The organism is Vreelandella songnenensis (genome assembly GCF_003002925.1).
GTDB classification, from domain to species: domain Bacteria; phylum Pseudomonadota; class Gammaproteobacteria; order Pseudomonadales; family Halomonadaceae; genus Vreelandella; species Vreelandella songnenensis.
The window spans coordinates 450849-472352 of record NZ_PVTK01000001.1 but is presented as its reverse complement, the minus strand read 5'-3'; the positions used below and the strand labels follow the sequence as shown (position 1 = coordinate 472352).

The window sequence follows — 21504 nt, the reverse complement described above, 5'->3', positions numbered from 1 at the left end:
CTTCCATGACGTCTTGCGGCTCATCCTGAGCGCTCATTTCCTTGCGTGCGGTTTCCCTGCCGCGAACAGTACGAACAATAGCGAATAGTTAACCGATGTACAAGTAAAAATTGTCGCCAGGTTGTACGAAAGCGTTGCCAAACCTGATTGAGGCCCGATTTGGCGGGGTATAGAGCAAATACCTGTACAAACACTGCGGAGAGCTTCCGATGTTACTGCCTGGTTGGTATCGCCATTGCAGCGTGGTGTCAGCACGGCAGGCAGCCGGTTTTACCTTCCTTGGGTGGCAATTGCCTATCGCGAACGCCCAAGCAGAGTTTGGAAAGGTTTTACAAAGTACAAGAAACAAGCCTGTAATTTCATGCGCGCCGGTTGGAATAGTAGATTGATTTTTATAACTCTTTGAAAATTAATTTCTTTGGTTTAGTTCCATTTGTACAAGAAGTAATGATTTTCTGAAGATATATATGAGATCAATAAGCCTTATTTATCATAGATGATTGACTATTTTTTCAGGATAAATAATATAGACCCATTGATGGGCATTTCTATATCGCCAAAAAATACTTTTCTTTAATAATAAAGAAAGATCAAAAAAGTATAATAAATTACTTTCTTTTTTATATTTTCTAGTATTATCAATATTCGCTTAATAGTTTAAGTTTACCTGCCTTAATATGCCCCGCTAAATTAATATCTTTTATGGATTATTGGTTATTTTATGGTTTTCATAACCTGTGTTAGATAAATAGAGGCTTTTGAGGTCCATTGTGCACACATAGCGCAGGGCAGCGCTCTAAGGAAGATGGACAGGGACGGTTCGCAGTATACAAGGAAGGGCAAGCAAGGAGTGTTTGCGGCTACACGGATGGGCAAATAAGGAATATTTGCGAAGTACAGGGAAAGGCAAACAGGGAGTGTTTGCAAATCATACGGATTAGCAAATACGGAATATTTGCAGATTGCAGGGATGGGCAAATAAGGATTGTTTGCGAAGTGCACGGAAAGGCAAGCAAGGATGCTTGCAAACTACAGGGATGAGCAAATAAGGACTATTTGCTAATACAGGGAAAGGCGAACAAGGAGCGTTTGCAGTACACAGGGAAGCACGAACAGGATGTTTGTGAAGCAGGATTAAGGACGAACAGATCACCCCCGGCCAGCAATGGCGCGGGGGTTTTTTTATGCCTGTTAATTAACTGAGTATGCTTAATTTAATCATCAAACAGAGGGCAGCAGTAGCGGCATCACGAAGTAGACGAACAGGGTAATCGCGATGGCGCTGACGATATTCATGGTGAAGCCTGCCCTGGCCATCTGCTTGATCGAAATACGTCCGGTCGAGAACACGGCCGCATTGGGCGGGGTTGAGATCGGCAGCATGAAGGCGCAGGTGGTGGCCAGCGCCACGGCGACCATCAGCCCCAGCGGGTTGCCGGTGGTAATCGCCGCCGCCATGCCGGCGGTAATGGGCAGCGCCATGTTGGCCGTGGCCGTATTGGAGATGATCTCGGTCAAAAACAGCATCAGCAGCACCATGATCAGCAGTAGCCAGAAGTAGTTGACGCCATCCAGCAGTTGAAGCTGGTCGCTGATCCAACCGGTCAAATCGCTGGCGATAAAGGCAGCCGCCAAGGTCATGCCGCCGCCCCACAGAATGAACAGCCCCCAGGGCAGGCTCTTCATGTCGTCCCACACCAGCAGCGCGCGTTTTTCGTTATGAGCCGGAATCACGAACAGGGCGATGGCGGCGGTGACCGCAATCAGCGTGTCGTTGATGGGCAGATCGAAAAACGGTGCCAGCCAGCCGCGCAGCGCCCAGGCAAGAGCAGTAACCACGAACACGCCCAGCACGCGCTTCTCTTCCTTGCTCATCGGCCCGAGCGAGGCGAGTTCCTGGGCCACGAAGTCGATCTCGAGCGGCGTATCGGGCACCTTGGTGTAAAGCCGGGTGAGGTAGACATACAAGATGACGAGCAGAATCAGCGTGAGCGGCAGGGCGAAAATCATCCACTGAAGAAAGCTGATTTCAACGCCTTCAAAGAATTGCGGAATCATCGCCACCACAATGGCGTTGGGCACCGAACCGATAATGGTGGCCAGCCCGCCGATGGAGGCCGAATAGGCAACGGTCAGCAGCAGAATACGCGCGAAGCTGTCGCGCTGGTCACGGTCGAACTGGTCGCGCTCGTCCAGCTCGTTGGTCAGCGCCACGGCAATGGGCAGCATCATCAGCGCGGTGGCGGCGTTGGAAATCCACATGGAGAGAAATGCCGAGGCGATCAAGACGCCCAGCACGATGCTGCGCAGGCTGTTGCCGATGCGATTGACGATGGCCAGCGCGATGCGCCGATGCAGGTTCCAGCGCTCGATGGCGATCGCCAGGATGAACCCGCCCATGTACATGTAGATCACCGGGTTGGCGTAGCCGACCACGGCGTCATCCAGCACCATGACGCCGCTTAGCGGCAGCACCAGCATGGGTAGAAACGAGGTAACCGGAATCGGCACGGGCTCGGTTACCCACCAGGCTCCCATCCATACCGTCAGTGCCAGCACGGTACGCGGCGCGGGGTCAATCAGCGACTCGGGCATCACCAGCTGTATGGCGATGAAAAGCAGTGGCCCAGCCAGCAGCGGCACCCAGTGGCGCCAGTTCGATAGTGTTAATCCCATACGCCTCTCTCCCATGGCACGATAAAGTAATTAGCTAAGCACTAATATAAGGGGTGAGGCATGCTACCACTTTCGTTTATACGCCGTTGGTGGTATGGCATAGACTTTGGTATGAGGTGGCAAGGCGCTGCGCGGGCCGCTGTCATCAATTTTTTATTCATGTTAATGAAGTTGACATATTTGGTCGGCAAGATAGGCATTGTGGCAGGGAGAGGCCGTAAGGAAGAGCAGGCAGGGAGCGCCTGTATTACCCAGGGAAGCACAAACAGGACGTTTGTGAGTAGGTGTCATGGAGGAGCTGATAAAGCCCTGACCGATGATTGGTCAGGGCTTTTTTTATGCCTCAGCGCGAAATCTACCGGGCGCTTGCAGCAACTAGCTTACTTCTCTTCGCCTTCCGGCTTGGCGTGGCCCTGGTGGGCAAGCGGGCTTGCCTGGTCAAGGCGCGGGTGGTTATCCAGGAACTCGCGCTCAAGGTTGGGCAGTTTGTCCAGTGCTTGCAGGGTGTGGGTCAGCGCGTGAATGGCGGCCAGTACGTCCTGGGTGTTTCCGGTTTCCGAAATGGTGTGCATGTTGCGGATCGGGAAGCCGATGGAGGTGGCGGCGCTGTCGATCGAGGCCAGCACGCCCGCCATGCCGTCGGTGCCGGTATCCACGCCCACCATATCGCGCTGCAGGGGAATGTCCTGCTCCTTGGCGGCAGTGGCGATGATGCGGTTGAGCTGTTCGCTGGCGATCGAACCAACCGACATGGTAAAGCCCTTGCCCATTTCCAGCGGCTGCATGCGCTTGTCGCCAATCCCGGGGGCGGCCACGTAGTCGTGGTTCACGTCCACGCCAATCAGCGCATCAGGCTTCAGCTCGCCGGCCATCACGCGGCTGCCGAAACGGCCAATCTCTTCGTAGCTGGCTATCGCAAACAGCACGCGCACGTTCTCGGTGCCACCCGCCTCGGCGATCAGGCGCGCCACTTCAGCGGTGACAAAGCAGCCCAGGCCGTTATCCAGGTAGGCGCCGTAAAAGGTGTTGGGGCTGAAGCCCGGGCGGATCGGGCGGTCGAAGATGATCGAGTCGCCGGGGCGTACGCCCAGGTTCAGTACCTGCTGCTTCTTGTTTTCGCCGTGAATCTGCAGATCCAGATAGATCTGCTCTTTCTTCAGGCCCTTGCTGCCATCGCGCTGGGCCGGGTCCGAGAAGTGAATCGCGCCCAGCGCTTCTACCGTGCCGCCTTCGATGCTGCGATAGCTGCCGGGTTTTTCCGGGTCTTCGCTGAACAGCTTCACCTCATGGCCGATCAGTACCGTCGGCAGGAAAGAGTCGGTGTTGATCCAGATCTTGCCGTCTTCGCCAATCGAGCGCACCTGCATGCGAATCTTGTCCGCATGGCCGATGATCATCACCGTGAACATGTCATCGCGCTGCGGGTGGGTGTCCAGCACCACGCCCGCGTTGCCCTTGAACTGGTGCAGGTGCCAATCCTTGGGGGCAAAGCTTTCAAAATGCGGCTTGAGCACACCGTAGGTCATCGCCGCTTCCAGGCCCACCGGGCTTGGAGCTGCCAGAATATCGCGCATCAGCTTGAACTGCGCGTCGGGCATGGGCTGTGTCCAGGGTTTGGCTGTATCGCTCATCTCAACTCTCCGTGTGGTTATGCCATGTGGTCATGCGTATGACCAGTCTGCCAGATTAATGCGGCTCTTCCACCATTAGACGATGGGGGGCGTGGCCATGTACACGTAATATGCAGGCTAATTACCTGGAAACAACGGCCCAGGCAGTAATTCGCAAGTGCTACAGGAGAAAGCATGAGCACAGCATCGCTACGCGTTCAGCGTTACAAGGTCTTACTGGCCGGGGTCTTCAGTCAGCTTCTGTGTATCGGGATTGCCCGCTTTGCCTACACGCCGCTTTTGCCGATCATGCAGCAGCAAACCTGGATGAACGATGCCGACGGCGGCTGGCTGGCCGCGCTCAATTACGCAGGCTATATGCTGGGTGCCGTGCTGGCGGCGGTGGTTCACAGCATTCATGTAAAGGATACGCTTTACCGCATCGGCCTGGGGCTGGCCGTGCTGACGACCGTCGGGATGGCCCTGACCGACAGCTTCTGGCTGTGGGCGGGGCTGCGTTTTTTTGCGGGCCTTTCCAGCAGTGCGGCCATGCTCCTGGCGTCGGGGCTGATTCTTCACTGGCTGATGCAGCACCGTCAGCGTGGGGAGTTGGGCATTCATTTTGCCGGGCTTGGTTTGGGGATTGTGCTGGCGGCGGTGTCGGTCGAGTTCATGCTTTCCCGTGCGCTTGACTGGCAGGCGCAGTGGTGGATGTTCGGCCTTTTGGGCGTGGTGCTGTCAATCCCCGCCTGGCGCTGGCTGCCGCGCCCGGTCAAGCCGCTTGCCGGTGCCAGCAAAGCTTACGCGCCCGCCGCCATACCGCCTACGCGGACCTTCATGCGCCTGATGCTGCCGGCCTATTTCTGTGCCGGCTACGGCTATGTGATCAATGCCACCTTTATCGTCACCATCGTGGAGCGCGAGCCGTTGCTTTCGGGCATGGGCAACTGGACCTTTGCCGTGGTGGGGCTGGCCGCCGCACCGGCGGTGATGCTGTGGGATCTCATTGCCCGGCGGGTAGGTTATCTCGGCGCCTTGATTATTGCGATGAGCATTCAGGTCGTGGGGATCGTGCTGCCGGCACTCAGTGCCAATCTCGCGGTGGTGATGCTGAGCGCCGTGCTGTATGGCGGCACCTTTCTTGGCTGCGTGAGCCTGGTGCTGACCATGGCAGGCAAGCTGTACCCGGCAAGCCCGGCGCGGCTGATGGGGCAGATGACACTGGCCTATGGCGCCGCGCAGATCTTTGCCCCCGCCTTGACCGGCATGCTGGCCGAAGCCTCGGGCCACTATACCGTGGGCCTGTGGCTTGCCGGCGGTTTTGTGCTGCTGGGAGCTGCGCTGCTTGCCTATTTACGTGGGGTGGACCAAACCGCTCAGCGTCTGGACGCTGAAGCAAAAGCGCTGTCGATTGCGCGCTAAGCCCAGGCTTTCACACAGTTTATAAAAGCGTTAACGAGAGTTTTGTGCTTTTGGCGCGAAATCCTCTAGGATAAGCGCCTTTTTCAAACAAGAAGGATGGTCATGGCGTCTTCCGAGCAACCTCGCATCCAGTGGCTGGGCCGCTGGGGGTTCGTGCTAGCGGCAACGGGTTCCGCCGTTGGGCTGGGCAATATCTGGAAATTCCCGTATATCACCGGCGAGTATGGTGGTGGCGCGTTTGTACTGGTTTATCTGGCGTGTATCTTTGCCGTGGGCGTGCCGGTGATGATGAGCGAGATCGCTTTCGGTCGGCGCGGGCGGGGCAGTCCCATCGACGCCATTCGTCGCGTGGTCAATGAGTCGGGGCGTTCATCGGCGTGGTCGCTGATCGGCTGGATGGCGATGCTGTGCGGCTTTCTGATCCTGTCGTTTTACGTGGTGGTGGCCGGGTGGTCGTTCTCCTACCTGTGGAAGATGCTGACCGGCGGGCTTGCCGGTACCAGCGTCGATGACATGGCCGCCGTGTTTGGTGCCAATAACGCCGACCCGCTCAATCTCGGCTTCTGGAGCACGCTGGTCACGCTGGTGACCATGGTGATCGTGGGCAAGGGCGTTCAGGAGGGTATCGAGAAAAGCGTCGGCTGGATGATGCCGGGGCTGGTCATCATGCTGGTGCTGCTGATCGTTTACGGCATGTTTTCCGGCGGCTTTGGTGACGCGGTGCGCTTTCTGTTCACCTTCGATGCCGGTAGCCTGTCAAGCGAGGGCATGCTGGCAGCCCTTGGGCATGCGTTCTTTACGCTGTCGCTGGCGTCTGGCGCCATTCTTACCTACGGCAGCTACCTGCCCAAGGGCGCCTCGATTGCCCGTACTTCCATCAGCGTGGCGGTTGCCGACACCGCCGTGGCCCTGATGGCGGGCCTGGCGATCTTTCCGGTCATCTTTGCCAACGGCATGAACCCTGGTGAAGGCCCAGGGCTTATCTTCATGAGCCTGCCGCTGGCGTTTCAGGCCATGCCGCTGGGCACGCTGTTTGGCGTGCTGTTCTTCGTGATGCTCTCCATGGCGGCGCTGACCTCGTCGATCTCCATGGTCGAGGCCACGGTTTCCTGGCTGTGCGATAACAAGGGCTTCTCGCGGCGCTCGGCAGCATGGAGCACGGGTATCGTGCTGTGGCTGATCAGCACCGCCGCCATGCTCTCCTTCAACGTGGGCGCCGACTGGACGCTGGCGGGCAAGACCTTCTTTGACTGGCTGGATTACATCACTTCACGCTGGATGATGCCGCTGGGCGGCCTGGGCACCGTGGTGCTGGCAGGCTTTATTCTGAAAAACGCCACCTTCCGCGATGAGCTGGGGCTTGCGCCGTTGCCCTATGCGCTGTGGCTTGCCATGGTGCGCTATGTAAGCCCCTTGGGCATTCTGGTGATCTTTGCCGATGCGCTCGGGCTTTATAGCGTGACCTTCTCGGTGCACTGGCCGTGGCTGCTGGGCATTCTGGTGCTGATGGGTATCATTGGCGAGCTGCTCAGCCCGCGGCTGCGCAAGGCGCTAGCGAAAGCCTAATCGCTTGAGACCTTAGTCTCTTCTCCTGCAAGCCAGCGCCGTTGCCGAGCCACCACGGCTTGTTCCTGCAGCGGCGTCTGGCAGCGCGCATACACTTCCCGTAGAAATTTCTTTCTGGCGCCTTTGAAAGGCCCGCTGAGAATGGCCGCCTGGGTCAGGCTTTCCAGCACCTGTGTGCGTTGCGGCTGCTCTAGGTTGGCGTACTGCCTGAGCGTATCGGGCCAATCGATATCGACACTTTGAGGTTTGTCCGGCAGCGTTTCCAAAAGCTGCGAAAGCAGCAGCACCAGGTTCGGATGCGGGTGACGGTTGCGCATCATCAGCTCGCCAATCCCCTGCACGACCAGCCGGCGCTGGGCAAGCGGCAGCTCGTTGAGCTCCTTCATCAAGGCGTCGATGCGCGGCGGGCCGTAAGCCACCAGATGCGCCTGGTGCAGCACGCGGGCGGCAATCCAGGCGTTCCAGATGGCGTACAGCGGCCCCATCAGCATGGGAATGAACCCGCGCAGCGCAAGACGCCCCAGCACGCGGCGCATCACTACGCGCAGAATGAAGCTGCTCAGGCTTATCTTCAGCCGGTAAAGCAGCGTCTTGAGTGTCAGCTTCCAGCCGTGCAGGTAGGCATGAGGGTTGATGCCGTAAATGGTATTGCCGGAGCTTGGGTACTCAAGAGCAATGCGTGCGATGCCGTGAACGGTCAACTGCACGGAAGGGGTAAACGCCGCCTGCTGCGAATAGGGCAGGCCCGCCCTGCGGGTAATATGGGTAACGCCGCGCAGGGCGTTCCAGTACAGAAAGCCGATTTCGAAGGCCGTCACCACCCCGGCCGCTGCGTAGTAGGCAATCCAGTAAGGCACCTGCTCGCTGAAGTTCAGGCTCGACCAGTCCGCGATGGCGATGCGTTTCATCCACCATTCGCCGCCGCCAATCAGCGTGCCGGAAACGATACCGGCAACCGCCGCCCATACCATGGCCCAGCGCTTGATACGCTTGATGGCCACGGGGTCGGGGGTGTCCAGCGGTGCTTGATGTTTCAAAAGGCGGCTGATGTAGCGGTTTGCCCAGCGTTGCGCCAGGTCTGGGGAGGGGGCGAATTCCTTATCGGGCCTTTCCAGTGGCATAGCAGCGAAATGTCCTTTGTTTGCGTCCCTTTAGGGTAGCGGCTGCTTGCGCAAAGCGCACTCCCTGATGGCGCCTGGATGCGTGCCAGCCTGCATCAGTTCGTCCCAGCGCGTGGTATAGCGGTGAGAGCGGTGGGCGCAGCGCAACTGCCAGGCGGCGTTGGCGTTGGTCATGCCAAAACTGATCGTGCCTTGCCCCATGCGCCGGTTGATGTCGTCGAGCGTGGCCATGAGTAGCGGATAGCGATTGCGCGAAGGCGGATTGAGCAGCGAGAGCTGGTGCTGCTCGGCGTCCACCAGGTCCAGCAGCATGACGCCTGCTTTCATGAAGCGGTAGCCCGGCCGGTAAATCTGCTCGAGACCCTGGCGCACGGCATCCAGAATGGCACGTGTATCGTCGCTGGGTGCCGGCAGGGCTACCATGGCGTGGGGGAAGTACTGGCGCTGGTCGCGCCGATGGCGGTTGGTGTTGAGAAAGATCATCACCGCCCGTGCCATGCTCTGCTGCTGGCGGAGCTTTTCAGCGCTGCGCTGGGCGTGACGGCGCAGAGCATTATGCACTTCCTGCTTTACCCCGGTCGGCTGGCCGAAGGAGCGTGACGTCATGATGCGGTGGCGCGGCTGGTCCAGGTCGTTCATGTGCAGGCAGGCCGTGCCGCGCAGTTCCAGCGCGGTGCGCGCCAGCACCACGGAAAAGCGCTTGCGCAGCCGTTGAACGTCGGCTTCGCGAAGGTCCCAGGCGGTATGGATGTCGCTGACGGCAAGCCGCTCGGCCAGGCGGCGGCCAATCCCCCAGACGCTGCCCACCGGCGTCTGCTTGAGCAGTGCGGCGGTTGCGGCACCGTCGGCTTGAAGCAGGCATACGCCCTGATAGTGTGGCATCTGCTTGGCAAAGTGGTTGGCCAGTTTGGCCAGCGTGTGGGTCGGTGCCAGCCCGACACATACGGGCAGACCCAGGTGGCGGCGAATGCGCCGGCGCAGCCACTCGCCAAGTATCTGGCACTGCCTGTCGGTGAATTCCTCGAGATAGACGAACATTTCATCGATGGAGTAGGGCGACACCGCCGGGCAGGTATCGCGTAGCAGCTGGCATAGCCTTGCGGACATGTCGCCATACAGTTCGTAGTTGGAGGATTTCAGGTGGATCTCGCCGCGCTGGCGCAGTGCTTCGAGCTTGAAAGCGGGTACTCCCATGGGAATGTCCATGGCTTTCATCTCGGCGGAGCGGGCAATGATGCAGCCGTCATTGTTTGACATGACGCCCACGGGCTTGCCTTCCAGGGAAGGGTCGAAGACGCGCTCGCAGCTGACGTAGAAGTTGTTGGCATCCACCAGGCCGATCATCGTAGGTACTCGTGGATCACCGCGCGTACCACACCCCACAGCTGACAGTCGGTATCTTCCAGGGGGAGTGGCGGGTAGTGGGGGTGAGCCGAACAGAGGTGCGGGGTGCCGCGGTAGAGGGCGTAGCGCTTGATCAGCACTTCGTCATCCAGCATCGCCACCAGAATATGGCCCAGGCGCGGCTTGATGCTGCGATCCACGACCAGCAGGTCGCCTTCGAAAATTCCCCAGCCTTCCATGCTGTCGCCGGCGGCCGAGAGATAGAACGTCTGGGTCGGGTTCTTGATCAACCGCGTATTGAGATCGAGCGTACGCGGCTCGTAATCCTGCGCTGGCGATGGAAAGCCGCTAAAGCCAGCGCGGCCTTGCAAGGAGGAGTAAGGCAGCGGCTGAGGCGTTAACGGCAAGGCTGGCGCGACAGGCGATGGCGGTAACGACATCGTCGGCATCCTCACTGAATTTAATATGTATGGATGTACAGTATTTATTCGTGAGGCAGAAATTGCAAGCGTGGCGCTTGCAGGTTCAGGTTAACGGGCGAGCCACAGGCCCACTACAATGGCGCTGACCACGGCCACTAAAAAGACGAGATTACGGGCGCGCGTATCGCGGCGTGGTTTCATGAAATCACCATTAACAATTGTGGGTAAAAGCGGCGGAAGAATTGCGTCTGGCATGGTAACGTCTGTTGCCAATACCGTCATCCAGGCATTTCATCAAGCGCTGTCGTCACCAAGCCCTGTCAGGAACCATGCCCATGTTTGAACCCACTTCGAAGCGCTCTTCCCACGCCGCGCAACCGCTGTCGCTGGCAGCCGGTCGCCTGGCCGGCCTTGGCTGGGGGCGTGTGGGCGCGCCTGTATGGCTGGCGCTACACGGCTGGCTGGACAACGCGGCAAGCTTTACCCGCCTGGCCCCACTGCTGGTTGAAGCGCTGGATATTCGCATCGTGGCCATCGATTTTCGTGGCCACGGCCATTCGCAGCACGCCCCGCCCGGCGGCGACTATGCGCTGTGGGATTACTGCCACGACGTGCTGGACGTGATGGACGCACTCGAGATCGACAAGGCCTCGCTGCTGGCCCACTCCATGGGCGCGGCGGTGGCCTGCGTGCTGGCGGCGGCTGTGCCCGAGCGCATTGCCCGGCTGACGCTGATTGACGGCCTGGGGGCGCTGAATACGCCGGCGGAAGAGACCGCAAGCCAATTGCGCAAGGGACTCATTGCTTACCGGCGGCCGCTTTCCCGGGCGCCGCGCTACGCCGATATCGAAAGCGCCGTGGCGGCGCGGGTAGCGGGCGGGGCGACGGCGCTGGATAGCGTCACCGCCACGCCCCTTGTCGAGCGCAATACCCAAGCCACGGCGGATGGCCAGGTGCAGATGCGCACCGATACCCGGCTGCTGAAGCCATCACTGGTGAGGTTCACCCCCGAGCAGGTGCTGGCGCAATTGGCCAGCATCGAGGCCCCGGTGCTGTTGATTGAAGGCGAACGGGGAATTCTCGGCGAGCGTCAGTGGGCCGAGCAGGCGCGCCAGGCGGTCAGACATCTCACCCGGCAGGTATTGCCCGGCGGGCATCACTTGCACCTTGAGCCTCGCGAAGCCGCAAGCGTCGCAGGCAGAATAGCCGCCCATTGGGGTGAAACGGCAAGATAACAGCCATCAGTGAACTGACGACAGGCACGGGAAAGGACAAGCAATGAACCAACTGACGCGTGTGGGCGACGGTAAAAAGGTGGCCCTGGTGCTGGGCAGCGGCGGGGCACGTGGCTATGCACATATTGGCGTGATCGAAGCGCTGGAAGCGCGGGGATTCGAGATTATTTCTATCGCCGGCTGCTCCATGGGGGCGCTGATCGGGGGGATCTACGCCTCAGGAAAACTGCCCGAGTACCGCGAGTGGGTGTGCAACCTGGACTATCTCGACGTGCTCAGGCTCGTGGACGTGACCTGGAGCCCCATGGGAGCCATACGCGCCAACAAGGTAATGAACAAGCTCGAAGGGCTGGTGGGCGATGTGCTGATCGAAGACCTGCCGATACCCGTGACCACGGTAGCCACCGACCTGGTGCGCCAGCGTGAGGTGTGGTTTCAAAGCGGCCCGCTGCTGCGCGCCATACGCGCTTCCATCGCTATTCCCGGCGTCATTACGCCGGTCAGCATGGGCGATCAGATGCTGGTCGATGGCGGGCTGCTCAACCCCTTGCCGATCATGCCGATCGTGGCAGCGCACGACGCTGACCTGGTCATCGCCGTCAACGTGACGGCCCATAGCCCGCAGCCGGTGGCGCTTGAAGAGCTGCTGCCTCAAGAGCAGGAAGAAAACGATAGCCGCACGGCTCAGGAGCGCGAGCGCGACGCCAACCTGGGCGGCTGGATGAGCGACGTGCGCGAAGTTACCAAACGATTATGGGATGGCCTGGGCGGTAACGGAGAGAGTGATGAAGAAGAAGAGGAACAGACGCCCGAGGCCCGCGGCAAGCGCGAGTGGAGCCGGCTCGGCATGATTCTGGAGTCCTTTGATATTACCCAGGCGGCGTTGGCGAAGTACAAGATTGCCGGTTATCCGCCGGATGTCCTGATCGAGATACCCAAGACGGTATGCAGTACGCACGAGTTTCATCGGGCCAAGGACTTGATTCGCCTGGGGCGGCACCTGGCCGATGAAGCGCTTGAGCGGCGTATGCCCGGCATCGCGTCGGATGCCGCTGAATAATCGGCTTACGCTCCGCGCTTGCGCAGCAGAATGTAAACTGCCCCGGTACCGCCATCGATATCAATCGCCGAGCAGAACGCCAGCACGCCAGGCCATTCGCGCAGCCAGGTATTGGTATGGCTCTTGAGTACCGGAAAATCCGCGTTCGTGCCCCACGCCTTGCCGTGAACCACCAGCACGCAGCGCAGCCCCTGGCCTGCGGCGTCGCGCAGAAAGCTTTCCAGCTCCGCGCGGGCCTCTTCCAGGGTGTAGCCGTGCAGGTCAAGCCCCGCCTGCCACTCGGTCTGGCCGCGTTTTAGCTGGCTGAAAGTGCGCCAGGGCAGGTCGGGCACGCTGAACTCCAGGTACTCCGACGGGCGCACGGCCTCCACGCGGCCATCCGAGGTGCGCCCGCTGGCCTGAGGCGTGCTGCTCTCCACCGCCGAGTGGCGGCGCGCCTGGTGGGCATCATCGTTACGCTTGGGCTTGCCGGGGTCTGCCTGATTGGTGGCAATACGGCGCACGCCTGCAGCTTGCAGCGCCTGGCGAAAGGCGCTGATATCGTCATCGTTAGGCAGGTGGCGGCGTCGCGTCATGTCAGGCTCAAGTATGAAAAGTGGGAAATGGTATAAAGAGCGACAGTATAGCGGGCTGAGCGTCGCTGTGAACCGGGCGGCGTCAAAGGTACAATCGTTAAAGGTATCATCTTTGCTTTATCAACCGAGTGTAGCTGCATAATGGCTGCGCGGATGTTTTTCGTTATCAGGAGTCGCTGTGACCACGCCCCTCAACCATGAGACCTCTCACTCCACCCTTTCATTGCCGGATACGGCGCTGGTGAGCGACCTTTTTACGCTACGCGACTATCTGCGCTGGGTGTCCAGCGAGTTCTACCTGGCCGGGCTTCACTACGGCCACGGCACGCAGTCCGCCTGGGATGAGGCGGTGGCGCTGTGTCTGGGCGCGCTTCACCTGCCCTGGAACGTGGACCCCGCCGTGCTGGAAGCGCGCCTGCTGCCCGTCGAGCGCCAGCGTATCATCCACCTGGCGCGCCAGCGGGTCACTACCCGCCAGCCGCTGCCGTATCTGCTGGGCGAGGCGTTTTTTGCCGGCCACCCGTTCAACGTCGATGAGCGCGTGCTGATCCCGCGCTCGCCGATTGCCGAGCTGATCGAGGACGGATTTGCAGCCTGGTTCCCGGAAGAGCCACCGCAAAGCGTGCTGGATCTGTGCACCGGCTCGGGCTGTATCGGTATCGCCACCGGCCTTTATCTGCCTACCTGCGAAGTGACCCTTGCCGACATCAGCCAGGACGCACTGGCCGTCGCGCGTGAAAACATTACCCGCCACGAGGTAGGCGACCGGGTACGCGCTGTCGCGTCCGATGTGTTTGACGGGCTCGAAGGCCAGCGCTTTGATCTGATCGTTTCCAACCCGCCCTACGTGGATGCGCGGGACCTGGCCACCATGCCCGCCGAATTCCGCCATGAGCCGGCGCTGGCGCTGGGCGCCGGGCAGGACGGCCTGGATATCGTGCGGCGCATTCTGCGCGAAGCGCGCAGCCACCTGACCGATACGGGCTGGCTGATCGTGGAAGTGGGCAACTCTGACCGCCACGTGGAAGCCGCGTTTCCCGACGTGCCTTTCCTGTGGCTTGAATTCGAGCGCGGCGGCCAGGGCGTCTTCGTCCTGAGCGCTGCTGAACTCGACGCCCATGCGGCGTCTTTTGCGTGAGGAATTAACGCCCATGTCTGGCAATAGCTTTGGCAAACTGTTTACCGTGACCACCTTTGGAGAGAGCCACGGCGTGGCACTTGGCGCCATCGTGGATGGCTGCCCGCCGGGGCTTGCGCTGTGCGAGGAGGACCTGCAGCGCGACCTGGACCGCCGCCGCCCCGGCAGTTCCCGGCATACCACCCAGCGCCAGGAGCCTGATCGGGTGCGCATTCTGTCAGGGGTTTTCGAGGGCAAGACCACCGGCACCTCGATTGGCCTGCTGATCGAGAACACCGACCAGCGCTCGAAGGACTACTCGAAGATCAAGGATCAGTTCCGCCCGGCCCACGCGGACTACACCTATCACCACAAGTACGGTCACCGCGACTATCGCGGCGGCGGCCGTTCGAGTGCCCGCGAAACCGCCATGCGCGTGGCGGCCGGGGCGATTGCCAAGAAGTATCTGGCAGCGCAAGGCGTGCAGATCCGTGGCTACATGAGCCAGCTTGGCCCGATCAAGATCGCGTTCAAGGAGTGGGACGCCGTCGAGCAGAACGCCTTTTTCTGCCCCGACCCCTCACGCGTGGCCGAGCTTGAAACCTACATGGACCAGCTGCGCCGTGACCAGGATTCCGTCGGTGCGGAGATTACCGTGGTCGCCGAAGGCGTGCCGGTCGGCCTTGGCGAGCCGGTGTTTGATCGCCTGGATGCCGATCTGGCGCATGGTCTTATGAGCATCAACGCGGTCAAGGGCATCGAGATTGGTGCAGGCTTTGGCTCGGTTGCCCAGCGCGGCAGCGAACACCGCGACGAGATGACTCCGGAAGGCTTTCTCTCCAACCACGCCGGCGGCGTGCTGGGCGGTATTTCCAGCGGCCAGCCCATTGTCGCCAGGCTGGCGCTCAAGCCCACTTCGAGCATTACCACGCCCGGGCGCTCCATCGATGTGCACGGTGAGCCGGTCGAGGTGATTACCAAGGGCCGTCACGACCCCTGTGTGGGCATTCGCGCAACGCCCATTGCCGAGGCCATGATGGCGATTACCCTGCTGGACCACTGGCTGCGCCAGCGCGGCCAGAACGGTGAGGTAAGCGTTGATACACCTCGCCTGGCGCAGCGTTAAAGCGCCGGCCTTCGCGTATCGCTGCTACACTCAAACGAGACGGCTGAGGAGTTGCCCATGAAGATCAACGTTGAATTTGACCTGACCCCGGATGAATTTCGCCAAGCGTTGGGCCTGCCCGATGTGGAAGCGTTCCAGCAGAACCTGCTGGAACATATTCAGCGCCAGATGGAGTCGGGCGTCGACGGTTATGACCCCATGAGCCTGATGCGGCCTTTTCTGCAGCAGCCCATGATGCAGCAAGGGCTGTCCCAGGGGCTTGCCAACTTTGGTACCTACCAGCAGATGATGCTGGACATGCTGCGTCAGGCAGGCAGCGCAAGTGCAGGGGCGAGCAGTGCCGGCGCCGATGACAGCGAGCAGGCTGGCCGCACTGAGACGCGCAAGCAATCGTCTGCCCAGACGGCGTCTTCGCGCTCACGCAGCAGTAAAGGAAAGGCCGAGTAGAGAAAACAGGGTAATAGCGCAAAGCGCGTTCTCGACCAGGCTTGAAGCATTGTCAGCCGTTGCAATGAATCAGGTCTGGGATTACTCTTTTTTGCAGTGCAGCAAATCACGTTCTTATGAGCACTCATGCTCATGTCCGGAATCAACCCTATCCGGCACCGACCGAGGAGCACACACCATGCAAGACAAGATGATGGACGCCTTTAACGCCCAGACCCGTCAGATGTTCGAGCCGATGCGCAAGATGAACTCGCTGATGCTCAACAACATGGAAAAAATGACCCAGTACCAGCTGGAGGCCATGAAGCGCTACAGCCAGATGGGTACCGAGCGCATTCGCAGCGCCACCGCCGTTCAGGATGCCGAAAGCCTGCGCGACTTCGGCGCTCAGCAGGCCGAGATGATGAACGAGATCTCCCAGCAGATGCAGGAAGACGCACGGGCCATGGGGGACATGAGCCTGCAGTTCAAGGCCGAAATGGAAAAGCTGTTCAGCGACGCCGGACAGCAAATGGCGGAGCAGGCCACGTCTGCCGCCAAGGGGGAGCAGCCCGGCAACGCTTCGAGCAAGTCGACCCGCAAGAACTGACCTGTCAGCCTGTTGGCGGCGCCTTTCGGCGCCGTTTGCTTATTGTCTTGATGAAACGCCTGGCTCCACGTCGGGGGTGAAGGGGAATCAGTATGCAGTCAGGGTGGGAAACGCCGCCGGATGGTCTGTCCTGTGAAGACCTGCAGGCCTGGAGCGCGCAGCTCAAGGAGATGAATGATCAGTATCAGGCGCTGATGCAGGATATGCTCGCACGCATGGCGCCTTCCGAGGCTGCCGACTCGGTCTACGGGGAGATGCGCAAAAGCTTCGAGGCTGGCGCAAAGGCCCTGATGAACAACCCCAACCTGCTGTGGCAGACCCAGACGCGCCTGATGCAGGACCAGTGGCTGCTCTGGCAACAAAGCATGCGTGCTCTGGCCGGTGAGCAGGTCAGCCCGCTGATCACCCCCGCCAAAAGCGACCGCCGTTTCAAGGATGAGGCCTGGACTCAGGACCCTCACTATACGGCGATCATGCAGCAGTACCTGCTGTTTTCCCAGACGGTTGAGGAGCTGGTGGAAAGCCTTGATGGCATGGACACCACCCAGCAGCGCAACCTGGCGTTTTATGCCCGGCAACTGGTCAGCGCCATGGCGCCGACCAACTTTATGTCCACCAACCCCGAAGTGGTGCGGCGCACGCTGCAGACCCGCGGAAAGAACCTGGTCGAGGGGCTGGCCCGGCTGCGCGAAGACCTGGAAAACTCTGCCGAAGGTATCAACGTTTGCATGACCGAGCGCAATGCCTTCGGAATTGGTGACAACATTGCGGTGACGGAAGGTGCGGTGGTGTATGAAAACGAGCTGATTCAGCTGATTCAATACGCTCCCAGTACCGAACAGACCTTCAAGACGCCGCTTCTGATCGTGCCACCGTGGATCAACAAGTACTACATTCTTGATCTGCGCCAGGACAACTCCATGGTCAAGTGGCTGGTGGATCAGGGCCATACGGTATTTCTTATCTCATGGCGCAACCCTGGACCCGCGCAGCGCGATATAACCTGGGCGGACTACATGCAGATGGGGCCGATCAGCGCCATGGACGCCATTGAGCGTGCCTGCGGGGAAACATCGGTCAACCTGGTGAGCTATTGCGTAGGCGGCACGCTGACCGCCTCCACCGTGGCCTACCTGACCAGCACCCGGCGCGCGCGCAAGGTGAAATCGGTCACCTACATGGCCACGCTTCAGGATTTTCGTGACCCTGGCGATATCGGCGTGTTCCTGAATGAGGCGGTCGTGCAGGGCATCGAGCACAGCATGCAGCTCAAGGGGTATCTGGACGGCCGCTCCATGGCCTATACCTTCAATCTGCTGCGTGAAAACGATCTTTTCTGGTCGTTCTATATCAACAATTACCTGAAGGGCGAGATGCCCGCCGCCTTTGACCTGCTCCACTGGAACACTGACGGCACCAACTTGCCTGCCAGCACCCACGCCTGGTATCTGCGCCATATGTACCTTGAAAACCGCCTGGTCGAGCCCGGTGGCATCGAGCTTGATGGCGTGAAGATCGATCTGCGCAAGGTGGCTACGCCAAGCTACTTCGTTTCCACCAAGGAAGACCACATCGCCAAGTGGAACAGCACCTATTACGGTGCGCTGCTGCCCAAGGGGGCGGTGACTTTCGTGCTGGGTGGCTCAGGGCATATTGCCGGCATCGTGAACCCGCCGGCGAAGAACAAGTATGGCTACTGGAGCAACGACACCCTGGCGGAAAGCCCTGAGGCGTGGCTTGAAAAGGCCACGTACAACGAAGGCTCCTGGTGGCCGCACTGGCAGGCGTGGATGACCCAGAACGGCTACGCCGATACCCAGAAAATGGTACCGGCACGGCAACCGGGGCAGGGCAAGCTCGACGTGATCGAGCCAGCGCCCGGGCGCTACGTGAAAATGACCATTCCGGACGTGTTAAACGAGAGCTCGTGAGGCAAGTTCTGCACTGAAGGGATAGGGGGTATCGCTACCAAGCCCTGGCCGTCGCTGGTCAGGGCTTGGTGGTTTTCCGCGATTGACATAATGTCGCAGGTGGTTTGTCCAGGCCCCGGTTCGGGCTATGGTAACCAGGATTTTGGCGCAGCGCCCAGGCGCGAAATGGTATCTGACACGGCACTGGCGGCGCGGCAGCAATTCCTTTGAGGAGTAGTGAATAATGGCGAGTAACGTATTCGACGTGCTGAACAATCGTGCCTGCCGGGGGCTCGCACTCGGCGCCCTGGCCCTGATGCTGGGTACGGGTGTTGCCCAGGCAAGCACTCTCGAAGTGAGCAACGCCCGGCTGAGCCTGCTGCCCGGCAATACTCCCGGTGCGGGCTATTTCGAGCTTGCAAACTCAGGTGAAGAAACCGTGACGCTGGTGGGCGCTGAAAGCCCGGCGTTCGAAAGCGTCGAGATGCACGTAAGCTCGGAGCACGAGGGCATGGCGCACATGCACGCCATCGAATCACTCGACATTGCCCCGGGTGAGCGTATCGAGTTTGCGCCCAAGGGCCATCACCTGATGTTCATGCGCCGCATCGAGGCATTGAGCGAAGGCGATAAGGCGGAGGTCGTGCTCGAGTTCAGCGATGAGCAGCGCCTGCCGGTCACGTTTGACGTTGTCTCTCCGGCTTCTCTGTAACCTGATAGGAAGTGATTCATGTATAAGTTGTTGTTCGCGGGGCTTGCGTCTTTCGTGCTGGCAGGCTGCAGTGATCAGAGCTGGCGTACGACGGATATTGGCGACATCATGCCCCCGCTCGATTTCACGCTGACCAATGAAGAGGGCGAAACGGTACACGGTGAGGATTACCGGGGAAAGGCGACGCTGGTCTACTTCGGCTATACCTTCTGCCCGGATGTCTGCCCGATCACGCTTTCAAGGCTTGGCGATACCATCCGCGATCTGGATGACGAGACCCGCGACAATATCCAGGTGCTGTTTATCTCCGTGGACCCGAGCCGCGACACCCCTGAGGTATTGAAACGCTACACTGACGCCTTCGGCCCCGAGTTTATCGGCTTGAGCGGCGAGCAGGCGGAAATCGACGCGGTGACCAACCGCTACCGCATCGCCTACGAGTATGGTGAAGAGAACGAGAACGGTGACTACCTGGTAACCCACTCGAGCGCCGTTTTTGCCTTTGATCGCGAAGGCCAGGCGCAGTTTCTGATGCGCGACAGCCACCCGGTGTCGGACGCTGAGGCGGATATCAAGCGCCTGGCGTCGCAGGGCGGATAGTGCTTGGGTAATCAGCGATAAAAAAGGGGCAGCGCCATGGCGCTGCCCCTTTTTGTTTTACGCTGCCTTGTTTTACCTCACCGCTCAGCACACCGAAGAGAGGCCGCAACGCGATTTGTACAGGCGCGAATTGATATCCAGTTCCACGTTCTCGCTATCGGTGTCGTAGAAGAACGACGCATAGCCATTTTCCGACGACGAGGTACGGTAGAGTCCGCAAATACCGTAGCCGTACTGCACCTTCTGCAGCTGGGAAAGCTCGATGTCGCTGGAGGTATCGAGCTTCTGGGCCAGGGCGCGCTGAATGTCGCTATCCACGTGGCTATCCGACAGGGCCTGGCTGCCAAAGATGGCCGCGCCCAGTACGACGATCAGGGCCAGTGGGAGCACAACGAGCAGGATAAAGGGGCGTGATTTAAGCATGGCGTTACCCTATTTCACCTGAGTGGGTTAGATGGACGCATTATAGCGCTGCGCGCAGGCGCCGCCTACTTGCCGCGACAACGTGTCAAGTAAAGCCCCGGCAGCAGCATGAGCCCGGCCAGCAGCCACGCAGGCCAGCTACCGGTCCGCGTAAACGGCGTTGACCCCTGCATGGCGTAGAACTCACCGACCAGCGACGTGGTTTCAAACTGTGGCGCCTGTGCCGTGATGCGGCCCTGGTCATCGATGATCGCGGTAATGCCGTTGCTGGTGGCACGTATCACATAGCGGCCGTTCTCCAGCGCCCGGAGCCTTGCCATCTGCAAATGCTGGTGCGGGCCGATGGAGGCGCCAAACCAGGTATCGTTGGAAACGGTGAGCAGGACATCGCTCTGTTCGGCACGACGAGCGACCAGCTGCGGGTAGATGATCTCGTAGCAGATTGCGTTGCCAAGGCTTATGCCTGAGGCCTGCATGGGCGTCTGTTCAGAAGCACCTTTGGTGAAACTCGACATGGGCAGGTCGAAAAAGTCGATGGCCCCACGCAGCACGCTCTCAAGCGGCAGGTACTCGCCAAACGGCACCAGGTGCTCTTTCTGATAGCTGCCCTCGACATTGCCCACACCGATCACGCCGTTGTAATAACGGTTTGCGTCATCGAGTTGAACAATCCCCGTCACCAGCGCTACGCCAGGCGGCAGGTTGGCCTGCACGCGTTCGAGCACCGGGCGGGCCTGGGCTTCCATCATCGGCAGGGCGGTTTCCGGCCAGATGATGATATCCGCCTCATCGGCAACCTCAGCGGTCAAGCGGCTGTAGGTATTGGCGGCAATGCGCTGACCATCCGGGGTCCATTTCAGCAGCTGGGGAAGATTGCCTTGTAAAAGCGCCACGCGGGTGGGCGTCTCGGCCGGGGTGGTCCACTGCTGGGGAAGCGCCAGCGGAACAAGCCAGATGGCGGCCAAGGGGGCAACTGCCCACCATTGGCGGCGCATGAGAAGTTCGGCAGCGAGCGTGCCGCTCAGCACCACCAGCAGCGAAAGCAGGTAAACCCCGCCGATTGGCGCCCAGCTGGCAAGCGGCGAATCAACGTAGCCTGAGCCCAGCAGCAGCCACGGGAAACCGGTAAAGAGATAGGTGCGTAGCACCTCGCCCAGCACCCAGGCGCCAGCGAAGGTCAATAGCGCAAGCCTGGCGCCGAAAAAACGCCGGTAGAGCCAGAAGGTGCCGGCGTAGAAAAGCGCCAGCACGGCAACAAACAGCCCTGTCAGAAACACCGCCAGCGGCACGCCGGTATAGCCGTAGTCGTGAATCGAGACGTAGACCCAGGAGGTGCCACTGGCAAACAGGGCCAGCCCGTAAAGCCAGCCCTTGAGTGCCGCCTGGGCAGGCGTCAGGGTGTGCAGGCCTACATACAGCAGGGCAATGGCCACCGGCCCAAGCCACCAGAGTTCGAAGGGGGAGGCGGTAAGCGTGGTAAAGCCGCCCGCGACAAGCGCCAGCAGCAGTTGAAGCATGAAAACGGGCGTCGGCCCCATGGTGATATCCT

19 protein-coding genes are annotated in these 21504 nt (G+C 60.1%); 11 read left to right on the top strand and 8 right to left on the bottom strand.

Translation table 11 applies throughout. From position 1 onward, the window contains the following. Nucleotides 1-1221 precede the first annotated feature (1221 nt). Both B0H98_RS02045 and B0H98_RS02040 read right to left on the bottom strand, forming a co-directional pair. The gene (locus B0H98_RS02045) at nucleotides 1222-2676 is read right to left on the bottom strand and encodes an SLC13 family permease (protein WP_106373403.1); all 1455 of its coding nucleotides are present in this window, start codon (nucleotides 2674-2676) and stop codon (nucleotides 1222-1224) included. Between the two features lie 380 nt (nucleotides 2677-3056). Continuing rightward, nucleotides 3057-4307 carry a M20/M25/M40 family metallo-hydrolase gene (locus B0H98_RS02040; RefSeq protein WP_106373402.1) on the bottom strand — a complete coding sequence of 417 codons (1251 nt, stop codon included), beginning with the start codon at nucleotides 4305-4307 and terminating at the stop codon, nucleotides 3057-3059. A gap of 174 nt (nucleotides 4308-4481) precedes the next feature. On the opposite strand from B0H98_RS02040, the gene B0H98_RS02035 reads away from it, so the two are divergent. Continuing rightward, complete coding sequence (locus tag B0H98_RS02035; protein WP_106373401.1) at nucleotides 4482-5708, top strand: YbfB/YjiJ family MFS transporter; 1227 nt, start codon at nucleotides 4482-4484, stop codon at nucleotides 5706-5708. A gap of 102 nt (nucleotides 5709-5810) precedes the next feature. Beyond that, the gene (locus B0H98_RS02030) at nucleotides 5811-7274 is read left to right on the top strand and encodes a sodium-dependent transporter (protein WP_106373400.1); all 1464 of its coding nucleotides are present in this window, start codon (nucleotides 5811-5813) and stop codon (nucleotides 7272-7274) included. Here the strand turns inward: B0H98_RS02030 and B0H98_RS02025 are convergent. From B0H98_RS02025 to B0H98_RS02015, 3 genes are read right to left on the bottom strand one after another with little or no spacing between them, the layout of a single operon-like run. Beyond that, the gene (locus B0H98_RS02025; protein WP_106373399.1) at nucleotides 7271-8395 is read right to left on the bottom strand and encodes an LBF_2804 family protein; all 1125 of its coding nucleotides are present in this window, start codon (nucleotides 8393-8395) and stop codon (nucleotides 7271-7273) included. The two genes, B0H98_RS02030 and B0H98_RS02025, sit on opposite strands and share 4 nt — an antisense overlap. 30 nt (nucleotides 8396-8425) lie before the next feature. Further along, entirely contained in the window at nucleotides 8426-9739 is a 1314-nt protein-coding gene (locus tag B0H98_RS02020; RefSeq protein ID WP_106373398.1) for a Y-family DNA polymerase, read from the bottom strand. Beyond that, nucleotides 9736-10179, bottom strand: a complete 444-nt coding sequence (locus tag B0H98_RS02015) for a LexA family protein (RefSeq protein WP_106373397.1) — start codon at nucleotides 10177-10179, stop codon at nucleotides 9736-9738. The genes B0H98_RS02020 and B0H98_RS02015 overlap by 4 nt, the downstream gene beginning before the upstream one ends. 317 nt (nucleotides 10180-10496) lie before the next feature. Between B0H98_RS02015 and B0H98_RS02010 the strand changes: the two genes are divergently transcribed. Together B0H98_RS02010 and B0H98_RS02005 are read left to right on the top strand one after the other, a co-directional pair. Continuing rightward, nucleotides 10497-11396, top strand: a complete 900-nt coding sequence (locus B0H98_RS02010; protein ID WP_422822136.1) for an alpha/beta fold hydrolase — start codon at nucleotides 10497-10499, stop codon at nucleotides 11394-11396. Between the two features lie 43 nt (nucleotides 11397-11439). Continuing rightward, complete coding sequence (locus tag B0H98_RS02005) at nucleotides 11440-12456, top strand: patatin-like phospholipase family protein (RefSeq protein WP_106373395.1); 1017 nt, start codon at nucleotides 11440-11442, stop codon at nucleotides 12454-12456. 5 nt (nucleotides 12457-12461) lie between these two features. Here the strand turns inward: B0H98_RS02005 and B0H98_RS02000 are convergent, their stop codons facing one another. After that, nucleotides 12462-13031, bottom strand: coding sequence for a Smr/MutS family protein (locus tag B0H98_RS02000; RefSeq protein WP_106373394.1), 570 nt, complete (start codon nucleotides 13029-13031; stop codon nucleotides 12462-12464). A 178-nt stretch (nucleotides 13032-13209) separates the two neighbouring features. On the opposite strand from B0H98_RS02000, the gene prmB reads away from it, so the two are divergent. The 7 genes from prmB (at nucleotide 13210) to B0H98_RS01965 (ending at nucleotide 19532) form a co-directional block, all read left to right on the top strand. After that, complete coding sequence (gene prmB / locus B0H98_RS01995; protein ID WP_106373393.1) at nucleotides 13210-14169, top strand: 50S ribosomal protein L3 N(5)-glutamine methyltransferase; 960 nt, start codon at nucleotides 13210-13212, stop codon at nucleotides 14167-14169. A 13-nt stretch (nucleotides 14170-14182) separates the two neighbouring features. Then, nucleotides 14183-15274 (top strand): chorismate synthase, encoded by a 1092-nt coding sequence (gene aroC / locus B0H98_RS01990; protein ID WP_106373392.1) that lies wholly within the window; start codon nucleotides 14183-14185, stop codon nucleotides 15272-15274. Nucleotides 15275-15331: 57 nt separating this feature from the next. Beyond that, nucleotides 15332-15721 carry a hypothetical protein gene (locus B0H98_RS01985; protein ID WP_106373391.1) on the top strand — a complete coding sequence of 130 codons (390 nt, stop codon included), beginning with the start codon at nucleotides 15332-15334 and terminating at the stop codon, nucleotides 15719-15721. A 178-nt stretch (nucleotides 15722-15899) separates the two neighbouring features. Next, nucleotides 15900-16310: a phasin family protein gene (locus B0H98_RS01980; protein ID WP_106373390.1), complete on the top strand. Its 411-nt coding sequence runs from the start codon at nucleotides 15900-15902 to the stop codon at nucleotides 16308-16310. 92 nt (nucleotides 16311-16402) lie between these two features. Further along, a complete protein-coding gene (gene phaC, locus B0H98_RS01975) occupies nucleotides 16403-18241 on the top strand; it encodes a class I poly(R)-hydroxyalkanoic acid synthase (RefSeq protein ID WP_106373389.1) in 1839 nt (612 codons plus the stop codon). Between the two features lie 223 nt (nucleotides 18242-18464). Continuing rightward, nucleotides 18465-18932, top strand: a complete 468-nt coding sequence (locus tag B0H98_RS01970) for a copper chaperone PCu(A)C (RefSeq protein WP_106373388.1) — start codon at nucleotides 18465-18467, stop codon at nucleotides 18930-18932. Nucleotides 18933-18950: 18 nt separating this feature from the next. Continuing rightward, entirely contained in the window at nucleotides 18951-19532 is a 582-nt protein-coding gene (locus tag B0H98_RS01965; RefSeq protein WP_106373387.1) for an SCO family protein, read from the top strand. A gap of 84 nt (nucleotides 19533-19616) precedes the next feature. Here the strand turns inward: B0H98_RS01965 and B0H98_RS01960 are convergent, their stop codons facing one another. Continuing rightward, a complete protein-coding gene (locus B0H98_RS01960) occupies nucleotides 19617-19955 on the bottom strand; it encodes a hypothetical protein (protein WP_106373386.1) in 339 nt (112 codons plus the stop codon). Between the two features lie 65 nt (nucleotides 19956-20020). Further along, nucleotides 20021-21493, bottom strand: coding sequence for an apolipoprotein N-acyltransferase (gene lnt / locus B0H98_RS01955; protein WP_106373385.1), 1473 nt, complete (start codon nucleotides 21491-21493; stop codon nucleotides 20021-20023). Nucleotides 21494-21504: the final 11 nt, after the last annotated feature.

Bases quoted from the DNA above. Each gene is read 5' to 3' on its own strand.
- lnt (WP_106373385.1), bottom strand. From the start codon at position 21,493: ATGGGGCCGACGCCCGTTTTCATGCTTCAACTGCTGCTGGCGCTTGTC.
- B0H98_RS02035 (WP_106373401.1), top strand. From the start codon at position 4,482: ATGAGCACAGCATCGCTACGCGTTCAGCGTTACAAGGTCTTACTGGCC.
- B0H98_RS02010 (WP_422822136.1), top strand. From the start codon at position 10,497: ATGTTTGAACCCACTTCGAAGCGCTCTTCCCACGCCGCGCAACCGCTG.
- B0H98_RS01965 (WP_106373387.1), top strand. From the start codon at position 18,951: ATGTATAAGTTGTTGTTCGCGGGGCTTGCGTCTTTCGTGCTGGCAGGC.
- B0H98_RS01970 (WP_106373388.1), top strand. From the start codon at position 18,465: ATGGCGAGTAACGTATTCGACGTGCTGAACAATCGTGCCTGCCGGGGG.
- phaC (WP_106373389.1), top strand. From the start codon at position 16,403: ATGCAGTCAGGGTGGGAAACGCCGCCGGATGGTCTGTCCTGTGAAGAC.
- aroC (WP_106373392.1), top strand. From the start codon at position 14,183: ATGTCTGGCAATAGCTTTGGCAAACTGTTTACCGTGACCACCTTTGGA.
- B0H98_RS02020 (WP_106373398.1), bottom strand. From the start codon at position 9,739: ATGATCGGCCTGGTGGATGCCAACAACTTCTACGTCAGCTGCGAGCGC.
- B0H98_RS02030 (WP_106373400.1), top strand. From the start codon at position 5,811: ATGGCGTCTTCCGAGCAACCTCGCATCCAGTGGCTGGGCCGCTGGGGG.
- B0H98_RS02000 (WP_106373394.1), bottom strand. From the start codon at position 13,031: ATGACGCGACGCCGCCACCTGCCTAACGATGACGATATCAGCGCCTTT.
- B0H98_RS01985 (WP_106373391.1), top strand. From the start codon at position 15,332: ATGAAGATCAACGTTGAATTTGACCTGACCCCGGATGAATTTCGCCAA.
- B0H98_RS02015 (WP_106373397.1), bottom strand. From the start codon at position 10,179: ATGTCGTTACCGCCATCGCCTGTCGCGCCAGCCTTGCCGTTAACGCCT.
- B0H98_RS02025 (WP_106373399.1), bottom strand. From the start codon at position 8,395: ATGCCACTGGAAAGGCCCGATAAGGAATTCGCCCCCTCCCCAGACCTG.
- B0H98_RS02045 (WP_106373403.1), bottom strand. From the start codon at position 2,676: ATGGGATTAACACTATCGAACTGGCGCCACTGGGTGCCGCTGCTGGCT.
- B0H98_RS01980 (WP_106373390.1), top strand. From the start codon at position 15,900: ATGCAAGACAAGATGATGGACGCCTTTAACGCCCAGACCCGTCAGATG.
- B0H98_RS01960 (WP_106373386.1), bottom strand. From the start codon at position 19,955: ATGCTTAAATCACGCCCCTTTATCCTGCTCGTTGTGCTCCCACTGGCC.
- B0H98_RS02005 (WP_106373395.1), top strand. From the start codon at position 11,440: ATGAACCAACTGACGCGTGTGGGCGACGGTAAAAAGGTGGCCCTGGTG.
- B0H98_RS02040 (WP_106373402.1), bottom strand. From the start codon at position 4,307: ATGAGCGATACAGCCAAACCCTGGACACAGCCCATGCCCGACGCGCAG.